At 62.6% G+C, this 8,523-nt stretch carries 8 protein-coding genes and 1 pseudogene; all 9 read left to right on the top strand.

Features of this window, described 5'->3' with window-relative positions:
- Nucleotides 1–26 precede the first annotated feature (26 nt).
- Nucleotides 27–1,070 carry an aldo/keto reductase gene (locus tag MOV61_RS10615; protein WP_247136547.1) on the top strand — a complete coding sequence of 348 codons (1,044 nt, stop codon included), beginning with the start codon at nucleotides 27–29 and terminating at the stop codon, nucleotides 1,068–1,070.
- A 31-nt stretch (nucleotides 1,071–1,101) separates the two neighbouring features.
- Complete coding sequence (locus MOV61_RS10620) at nucleotides 1,102–1,941, top strand: class I SAM-dependent methyltransferase (RefSeq protein ID WP_247136548.1); 840 nt, start codon at nucleotides 1,102–1,104, stop codon at nucleotides 1,939–1,941.
- 351 nt (nucleotides 1,942–2,292) lie between these two features.
- A complete protein-coding gene (rpsF, locus tag MOV61_RS10625) occupies nucleotides 2,293–2,772 on the top strand; it encodes a 30S ribosomal protein S6 (RefSeq protein WP_247136549.1) in 480 nt (159 codons plus the stop codon).
- Between the two features lie 22 nt (nucleotides 2,773–2,794).
- Entirely contained in the window at nucleotides 2,795–3,049 is a 255-nt protein-coding gene (rpsR, locus tag MOV61_RS10630; RefSeq protein WP_007771634.1) for a 30S ribosomal protein S18, read from the top strand.
- Nucleotides 3,050–3,208: 159 nt separating this feature from the next.
- A complete protein-coding gene (locus MOV61_RS10635; RefSeq protein WP_247136550.1) occupies nucleotides 3,209–4,195 on the top strand; it encodes a DUF2232 domain-containing protein in 987 nt (328 codons plus the stop codon).
- 36 nt (nucleotides 4,196–4,231) lie between these two features.
- The gene (gene rplI, locus MOV61_RS10640; protein WP_038541650.1) at nucleotides 4,232–4,807 is read left to right on the top strand and encodes a 50S ribosomal protein L9; all 576 of its coding nucleotides are present in this window, start codon (nucleotides 4,232–4,234) and stop codon (nucleotides 4,805–4,807) included.
- Nucleotides 4,808–5,061: 254 nt separating this feature from the next.
- Nucleotides 5,062–6,558 carry a replicative DNA helicase gene (locus tag MOV61_RS10645; RefSeq protein WP_038541647.1) on the top strand — a complete coding sequence of 499 codons (1,497 nt, stop codon included), beginning with the start codon at nucleotides 5,062–5,064 and terminating at the stop codon, nucleotides 6,556–6,558.
- Nucleotides 6,559–6,985: 427 nt separating this feature from the next.
- Nucleotides 6,986–8,149: an alanine racemase gene (gene alr, locus MOV61_RS10650; protein ID WP_247136551.1), complete on the top strand. Its 1,164-nt coding sequence runs from the start codon at nucleotides 6,986–6,988 to the stop codon at nucleotides 8,147–8,149.
- A 104-nt stretch (nucleotides 8,150–8,253) separates the two neighbouring features.
- Nucleotides 8,254–8,523: pseudogene (locus tag MOV61_RS10655) on the top strand (DNA repair protein RadA); the annotation flags it as partial.

Raw genomic sequence — 8,523 nt, forward strand, 5'->3', positions numbered from 1 at the left:
CTTTTTGAGAACGGGATCTCATTTCCATGAAGTATAAAAAACTCGGCCGCACGGACTTGTCCGTGTCGGAAATCTGCCTTGGCACCATGACCTGGGGCACCCAGAATTCGGAAGCCGAAGCCCATGAGCAGATGGACCACGCTTTCGAGAACGGCGTCAACTTCTTCGATACTGCCGAACTCTATCCGACCACGCCGGTCAGCGCCGCCACCTATGGCCGCACCGAGGAATATATCGGCACCTGGCTGAAAAAGAGCGGCAAGCGCAAGGACCTCGTCCTCGCCACGAAGATCGCCGGCAGCGGCCGTCCGCATATCCGCGACGGACGCGACATCGAATCCGCCACGATCCGCGAGGCGGTCGATGCCAGCCTGACCCGGCTGCAGACCGATTATCTCGACCTCTACCAGATCCACTGGCCGAACCGCGGCACTTTCCATTTCCGCAACTCCTGGACCTTCGACGTCACGCAGCAGGACCGCGACAAGGCGGCGGCCGAAATCGCCGAGATTCTCGAAACGCTCGGCGACCTGGTGAAGGAAGGCAAGCTGCGGGCCGTCGGCCTTTCCAACGAAAGCGCCTGGGGCGCGATGAAATATCTGCGGCTGTCGGAGAAAAAGGCCCTGCCGCGCATCGCCTCGCTGCAGAACGAATACAATCTCCTCTACCGGCACTTCGATCTCGACCTCGCCGAGGTCGCGCACCACGAGGGCGTCGGGCTGATGGCCTATTCGCCGCTCGCCGCCGGCATCCTCACCGGCAAGTATCAGAACGGCGCAAGGCCGGAAAGCTCGCGCGCCACGATCAACAAGGATCTCGGCGGCCGCCTGACGCCCTATCAGGAGCCGGCAGTGAAGGCCTATATCGAGGTCGCGGCCAAACACGGCCTCGACCTCGCCCAGATGGCGCTCGCCTTCTGCCTGTCGCGCCCCTTCATGACGTCGATCATCGTCGGCGCAACGTCCGTCGCCCAGCTGAAGCATGACATGGCGGCGGCCGACGTGACACTGTCTGACGAGGTGTTCGCGGACATCGCCAAGGTCCATCGTCAATATCCGATGCCGCTGTAAGATAGGGCATGCATTCGGGGGGAGCAAAGCCATGTCACGAGCCAGGACAACATCGACGGGCCACGAGGCGAGCGACGCTTCCTGGCTCGATCTTCATTACCGTTCGTCGCGGGCGGAATACGAGCACGCGCTCTCGAGCGTCGGAATAAAAACCGGATGGTCGGTGCTCGACGCCGGCTGCGGCGGGGGCGACTTCCTTCCGCTGCTTGCCGAGTTCGTCGGAACGGAGGGGGCGATCACCGCCCTTGACCTGGCACCCGAAAACATCGCCAGGGTGGAAACGCTTGCCCGGGAAGGCCGCCTCCCCTCCGGTATCGTCACCAAGGTCGGCAGCCTCCTCGATCTTCCCTTTCCGGACGCGGCGTTCGACTGCGTCTGGATCGCCAATGTCGCGCAATACCTGACGCCGGCCGAATTCGAGACCGCCGTCGCCGAAGCGCGGCGCGTCCTCAAACCCGGCGGCCTGCTGGCGATCAAGGAATTCGACTCGCATATCCTCCAGGTCCAGCCGATGGATAGCGGTGCCTTTTCGCGCTTCATGAATATCCGGCTGGCGACCTTCGCCACCAAAGGCGTGCTCGGCACCGGCTCGGGAACCGGCATCGCCTCGCGCCTTCGCGCAACCGGGCTGACGGACATCACCGCGCGCGGCTTCCTGGTGGAGCGCTGGGCCGATTGCGGTGCGGACACCAAGGCCTATGTCCGCAACCTGCTTTCCTATTTCGCGACGGTCGCGCCGCAATACCCGCTGCCGTCCGAGGATCTCGCCACCTGGCAGGGCGTTGCCGCCAATCCCGAGAGGCTGCTTGACGATCCCGGCTTCTGCTACCGCGAATTCTTCGTGCTGACGCTTGCCACCATGCCAGGCTGAGCACGCGTGATTTTCGAACGAGGCCGCCGGGCGAGAGGGGCGCTACATCGATCAGCAAGCGTACGAGGCGGATGACGGGCGGAAGTTCGAGGAACGGCCTTGCCATCTCGCCAAAAATCCGTATAAGCGCGCTGTTCGCAACACCCGGTCTTCTGGCTGGTGGCTGAACGGAGGGCAGGTTCGCCGCAAGGCAAGCCGCAGGGACCATAGGGTCCAAGCCTCCCGTGTCTCCGCTCTCGACCGTCTCGATAACAACACTTTTCTTGCCTGGGGTTTTCCCGTTCAGGAGCAGTCGTTGAGGCTTAGCCGCCGAGGTCCGGGTAGACAACCGCAAGAAAAGGCAAAGCTTACATGGCTCTTTATGAACACGTATTCCTTGCCCGGCAGGATATGTCCGCTCAGCAGGTTGATGCCCTCGTCGAACAGTACAAGGGCGTCATCGAAGCTAACGGCGGCAAAGTCGGGCGCATTGAAAACTGGGGCCTCAAGTCCCTCACCTACCGCATCAACAAGAACCGCAAGGCTCATTACGCCCTGATGGACATCGACGCACCGGCTCCGGCCGTGCACGAGATGGAACGCCAGATGCGCATCAACGAAGACGTTCTTCGCTACATGACGATCGCCGTCGAGAAGCATGAAGAAGGTCCGTCGGCGATGATGCAGAAGCGCGACCGTGACGACCGTCCGCGCCGCGATGGCGACGACCGTGGCCCGCGCCGCGAATTCGGCGACCGTCCTCCGCGCCGCGAAGGCGTCTTCGGCGACCGTCCGGACCGTGGTCCGCGTGAAGGCGGCTTCGAGCGCCGTCCGCGCGAAGACCGTGCGTAATAGAGGCTAAGGAGAAAAGACCATGGCTGACGTATCATCATCCTCCTCCCAGGCACGCCGTCCGTTCCATCGCCGCCGCAAGACCTGCCCGTTCTCGGGTGCCAATGCGCCGAAGATCGACTACAAGGACGTACGCCTCCTGCAGCGCTACATTTCCGAGCGTGGCAAGATCGTTCCGTCGCGCATCACGGCCGTTTCCCAGAAGAAGCAGCGCGAACTCGCCCAGGCGATCAAGCGCGCCCGCTTCCTCGGCCTGCTGCCCTACGTCGTAGCGTAATTACGAATACCGGACCCGCTGATTAAGAGTCAGCGGGTCTATCCCTTCCGCGATGGGCGCGGATCGGAACCTTCCAAATCCCATGTTGGGGATGAAGTACCTGAGACAGTGATTCAGGTGTGATCCCCTAACTGCTTCAAAAAGCAGGACAGCGAGACCGTGACGAACAAGATACAGACAGTGCTGCCCACCGGCATTCTTGCCGGCATTGCCGCCACCCTGCTCGTGCTGGGTGCGAATGCGCAACTGTCGTTTGCGTCCTTGCTTTACGCCGCCTCCTCGCTTCCGATCTTCATCGCCGGCCTCGGCTGGGGCAATCGCGCCGCCGTCATCGGCATCGTGACCGCCGGCATTCTCGGCGCCATCCTCGTCTCGCCGATGTTTGCCGTCGCCATGGCGGTCTTCACGCTGATCCCGGCGGGCTGGCTTTCGCATCTCGCCAATCTCGCGCGTCCCGCCTCCGAACTCGGCGGCCCGGACAACCTGATGGCCTGGTACCCGATCTCGGATATCCTTCTGCATCTCTGTGGCCTGGTAACGATCGCCGTCATCGCGCTCGGGGTCGCGATCGGCTACGGCCCGGAACTCACCGACCAGATGGTCGATGCGATGACCGCGGCCCTCAAGGCCCAGGAGCCGGCCTTTACGCCGGAACCGGCGGGCATGGCGCAGACCAAGTCGCTGCTGGTGCTGATGTTGCCGCTCGTCCAGGGCGGCGTTTGGGTGACGCTGCTGTTTGCCGCCTTCTACATCGCCGTGCGTATCGTATCGCGCTCCGGCCGGGCCTTGCGTCCACGCGAGGACATGCCGTCGGCGCTCAGGATGAACCGGCATGCGATCTTCATCTTCCTCGGCGGCATCGTGCTTTGCTTCCTCGGCGGCGTCCCGGCGATGATCGGCGCGACGATCTGTGGCACGTTCGGCGCCGGCTTCCTGATGGCCGGTTTCGCTTCCCTACATTTCCGCAGCCTCGGCAAGGATTGGCGCATCCCGGTCCTCGTCCTCTGTTACCTCTCTTCCATGCTCGTCCTGCCGGCGATCGCGATCCTCATCCTGGGGCTTTCCGATACGAGACGGACGATCGCGCTCACTCCGCTCAAGACCGGCGCGAGCCCCGACAACAAGACCACCGAAAACAAGAACTGAAAAACAAGAACCGACTGATCGAAAGGAAACCTAACCATGCAAGTCATTCTGCTTGAACGCGTACCGAAGCTTGGCCAGATGGGCGAAACCGTCAAGGTCCGCGACGGCTTTGCCCGTAACTACCTCCTGCCGCTCGGCAAGGCTCTCCGCTCCAACGAAGCCAACAAGAAGCGCTTCGAATCCGAGCGCGCCACGCTCGAAGCCCGCAACCTCGAGCGCAAGGGCGAAGCCCTGAAGGTCGCCGAAGTTCTCGACGGCAAGTCCTTCGTCGTCGTGCGCGCCGCTGGCGAAACCGGCCAGCTCTACGGCTCCGTCGCTGCCCGCGACATCGTCGAAGCGCTCGCTGCCGAAGGCTTCACCATCGGCCGCAACCAGGTCGACCTCAACACGCCGATCAAGGAAATCGGCCTGCACAAGGTCTCCCTGCACCTGCATGCGGAAGTCGAAGTTTCGGTCCAGCTGAACGTCGCCCGCTCGACGGAAGAAGCTGAACGCCAGTCCCAGGGCGAAAGCCTCACCTCGGCCGACGCCATCTACGGCGTCGACGAAGATGCGCTGCGTCCGGAAGACTTCTTCGATCCGGAAGCCGACGGCGCCGGCGAAGACGAATAATCGTCTTTTCCAAAGCATTTCAAAGAGCGCCCGGCCCGAAAGGTCCGGGCGTTTTTTTGTCTCTTTTCAACGTGTAGAATGAGGCGTCGCACCAGCGATTCGCCGATTGCCACAGTCAACCGGATTCGTGCCGTCCTCCGCAATTTTATGGGTGGCCTGTGAATCACTGTGTGTAGCGAACTGAATCATTTCAGGACGCCTCGCAACCCGTTAGAACCGACGGCTTGGCAGCAGGACAGAACGGACAGAAGACCATGAACGACGCAGTACGCAAGCTCGCCAACATCCAGCCGGCAGAGCCGCATTACCGCGAAGCCCCGAACAATATCGAGGCCGAACAGGCGCTTCTCGGCGCGATCCTGGTCAATAATGACGCCTATTACCGCGTCTCCGATTTCCTGAAGCCCGTCCATCTTTACGAGCCCCTGCACCGCAAGATCTTCGAGGTCGCCGGCGACATCATCCGGATGGGCAAGACCGCCAACCCGGTGACGATCAAGACCTTCCTGCCCGCCGACGACAAGGTCGGTGACCTGACGGTGGCGCAATATCTCGCCCGCCTCGCCTCCGAAGCCGTGTCGATCATCAATGCGGAGGACTACGGAAGGGCGATCTACGACCTGGCGCTCCGCCGCGCGCTGATCACCATCGGCGAGGACATGGTCAACATCGCCTTCGACGCGCCGCTCGACATGCCGCCGCAGACGCAGATCGAGGATACCGAACGCCGGCTGTTCGAGCTCGCCGAAAACGGCCGTTACGACGGCGGTTTCCAGTCGTTCAACGATGCGGTGGCGCTTGCGATCGACATGGCCGGCCAGGCCTTCGAGCGAGACGGCCATCTTTCCGGTGTCTCGACCGGCATCATGTCTCTCGACAGCAAGATGGGCGGGCTTCAGCGCTCCGACTTGATCGTGCTTGCGGGACGCCCCGGCATGGGCAAGACCTCGCTTGCCACCAACATCGCCTATAACATTGCCGCCTCCTACGAGCCGGAAGTCCAGCCGGACGGTTCGTACAAGGCCAAGAACGGCGGCGTCGTCGGCTTCTATTCGCTCGAAATGTCGGCCGAACAGCTCGCCACCCGTATCATCTCCGAGCAGACGGAAGTCTCCTCGTCAAAGATCCGCCGCGGCGACATCACCGAGGCGGATTTCGAAAAGCTCGTCGCCTGCAGCCAAATGATGCAGAAGGTGCCGCTGTTCATCGACCAGACCGGCGGTATCTCGATCGCCCAGCTTTCCGCCCGCGCCCGCCGCCTGAAGCGCCAGCGCGGCCTCGATTGCCTGGTGGTCGACTATATCCAGCTGATGACCGGCTCGGGTAAATCCGGCGAGAACCGCGTTCAGGAAATCACCCAGATCACCACCGGCCTGAAAGCGCTCGGCAAGGAACTCAACGTGCCGATCATCGCGCTGTCGCAGCTCTCGCGCCAGGTGGAAAGCCGCGACGACAAGCGCCCGCAGCTCTCCGACCTTCGCGAATCGGGCTCGATTGAACAGGACGCCGACGTGGTGTTGTTCGTGTTCCGCGAGGAATATTACGTCAAGAACATGGAACCACGCGACATCGCCGACCCGAAATATCCCGAATGGGAAGTGCTGATGGACAAGGTCAAGGGCACCGCCGACGTGATCATCGCCAAGCAGCGCCACGGACCGACCGGCACCGTCAAGCTCGCCTTCCAGTCGGAATATACCCGCTTCGCCGATTTGGCCGACCCGAGCTTCACGCAATACGAAGAACATTGATCAGGGCGGTCGCCGATATCATTTTTCGGCCGATGGCAAGTTTCGGATCGTCTCAGCGGGATTGGGGTTTTCATCGTCAATATTTGAGCCAGCCCGCCCCCCTCTGGCCTGCCGGCCATCTCCCCCTCAGGTGGGGAGATCCGCTGGGCGCCTGCCCACAGTCTCACGTCAGGCTTCTCCGATCCGAGCGCTGTCCCGCCTGAGGGTTATTGGGAAGCGAAGGTCGTGCCGCGGGTAATCTCCCCACCTGAGGGGGAGATGGCCGGCAGGCCAGAGGGGGGCGGGCATATTCCAGCGCTTGTGACAGGTCTGCGGCATCCACGACCCAAAAGATTGTGCAGCGCGAAGGATTTTGCAGGCATGGTCTTTTTCCTGCCTTCGAAACCGGTAGGATCGCTGCAACCGTTCTCATGCCTCACGAGCCGACATGACCGATTTCGACAGCGAGCTTTCCTATCCCGACGATTTCGATATCGCGCCGGTCCGGCTGACCGTCGATCTGGGTGCGCTTGGCGACAACTGGCGGGAGATGGCGCGGCGGTCGGGAACGGCGCGGACGGCGGCCGTCGTCAAGGCCGATGCCTACGGGCTCGGGCTGGAGGATTGCGGCATCACGCTTTACGAGGCCGGCGCCCGGGATTTCTTCGTGGCGGTGGTGCAGGAAGGCATGACGCTGCGCACCTATGCGCCCGACGCCCGGATCTACGTACTCTCCGGCATCTGGCCCGGTCAGGAGCGGATGTTCTTCGAACACGATCTGGTGCCCGTTCTGGCCTCCGAGGAACAGCTGGCCTTCTGGATGTCGGTGACGGCAGAATACGGCGACCACCCCTGCGCGCTGCAGGTGGACACCGGCTTCAACCGGCTCGGCCTGCCGCTTGAGGACGCCATCGCCTTCGCCGACGACGTGTCGCGTCCGGCCAGCTTCTCGCCGGTCCTGGTACTCTCGCATCTCCATAGCGGCGATACCCCCTCCTCGCCGCTCAACCAGAAACAGCTTTCGGCCTTCCAGAAGGTCGCGGAGGCTTTCGAAGGCATCGAGACGAGTCTTTCGGCATCTGCCGGCATCTTCCTCGGCCCCGACTATCATTTCGATCTCACCCGCCCCGGCATCGCGCTTTATGGCGGCGAAGCGGTGGTCGGAGTGCCGAACCCGATGAAGCCGGTGGCCAAGGCGGAAGCCCGCATCATCCAGATCCGCGACGGCAAAAAGGGCGAGACGGTGAGCTACGGCGGCACTTATCAGCTCTCCCGCGACAGCCGGCTGGCGATCGTCTCCGCCGGTTATGCGGACGGCTACAAACGCGCGCTCTCCGGTTCTGGCGTGCCGCTGCGCCAGACCATCGGTCAGGGCGGCTTCGGCTTCGTCGCCGGACGCAAGGTTCCGGTCATCGGCCGCATCACCATGGACCTGACGATCTTCGACGTCACCGACATCCCGGTATCGGACATCCAGGCCGGCGACTATGTCGAACTGTTCGGCCCGAACGTCGCTCTCGACGACGTCGCCCGCGCCGCCGGCACGATCGGCTACGAGCTGCTCACCAGCCTCGGCCTGCGCTATGAGCGGCGGTACATCGAGGCCGAATAACTCCCTTCCTCCTTGCCATCATCTGCATTTTCGGATTAGACAAGAAAAGTTCCGCTTTTGTTCACGGTGGAATTTTGTGAATATCGAAGGCGGCAACTGATCCCATGGCAAAATCCAAAACCCAATTCGTGTGCCAGAACTGCGGCTCGGTGCATAACCGCTGGGCCGGCAAATGCGACGGCTGCGGCGAGTGGAACACCATTATCGAAGACGACATGATGGGCGGCATCGGCTCCGGTCCAGGCAAGGTGCCGAAGAAGGGCCGCGCGGTGGCGCTCACCACCCTGTCGGGCGAGACCGAGGAAGCGCCGCGCATCTTCACGGGCATTTCCGAGCTCGACCGGGCGACCGGCGGCGGCTTCGTGCGCGGCTCG

Source organism: Neorhizobium sp. BETTINA12A (assembly GCF_023006485.1).
Taxonomy (GTDB): Bacteria; Pseudomonadota; Alphaproteobacteria; order Rhizobiales; family Rhizobiaceae; genus Neorhizobium.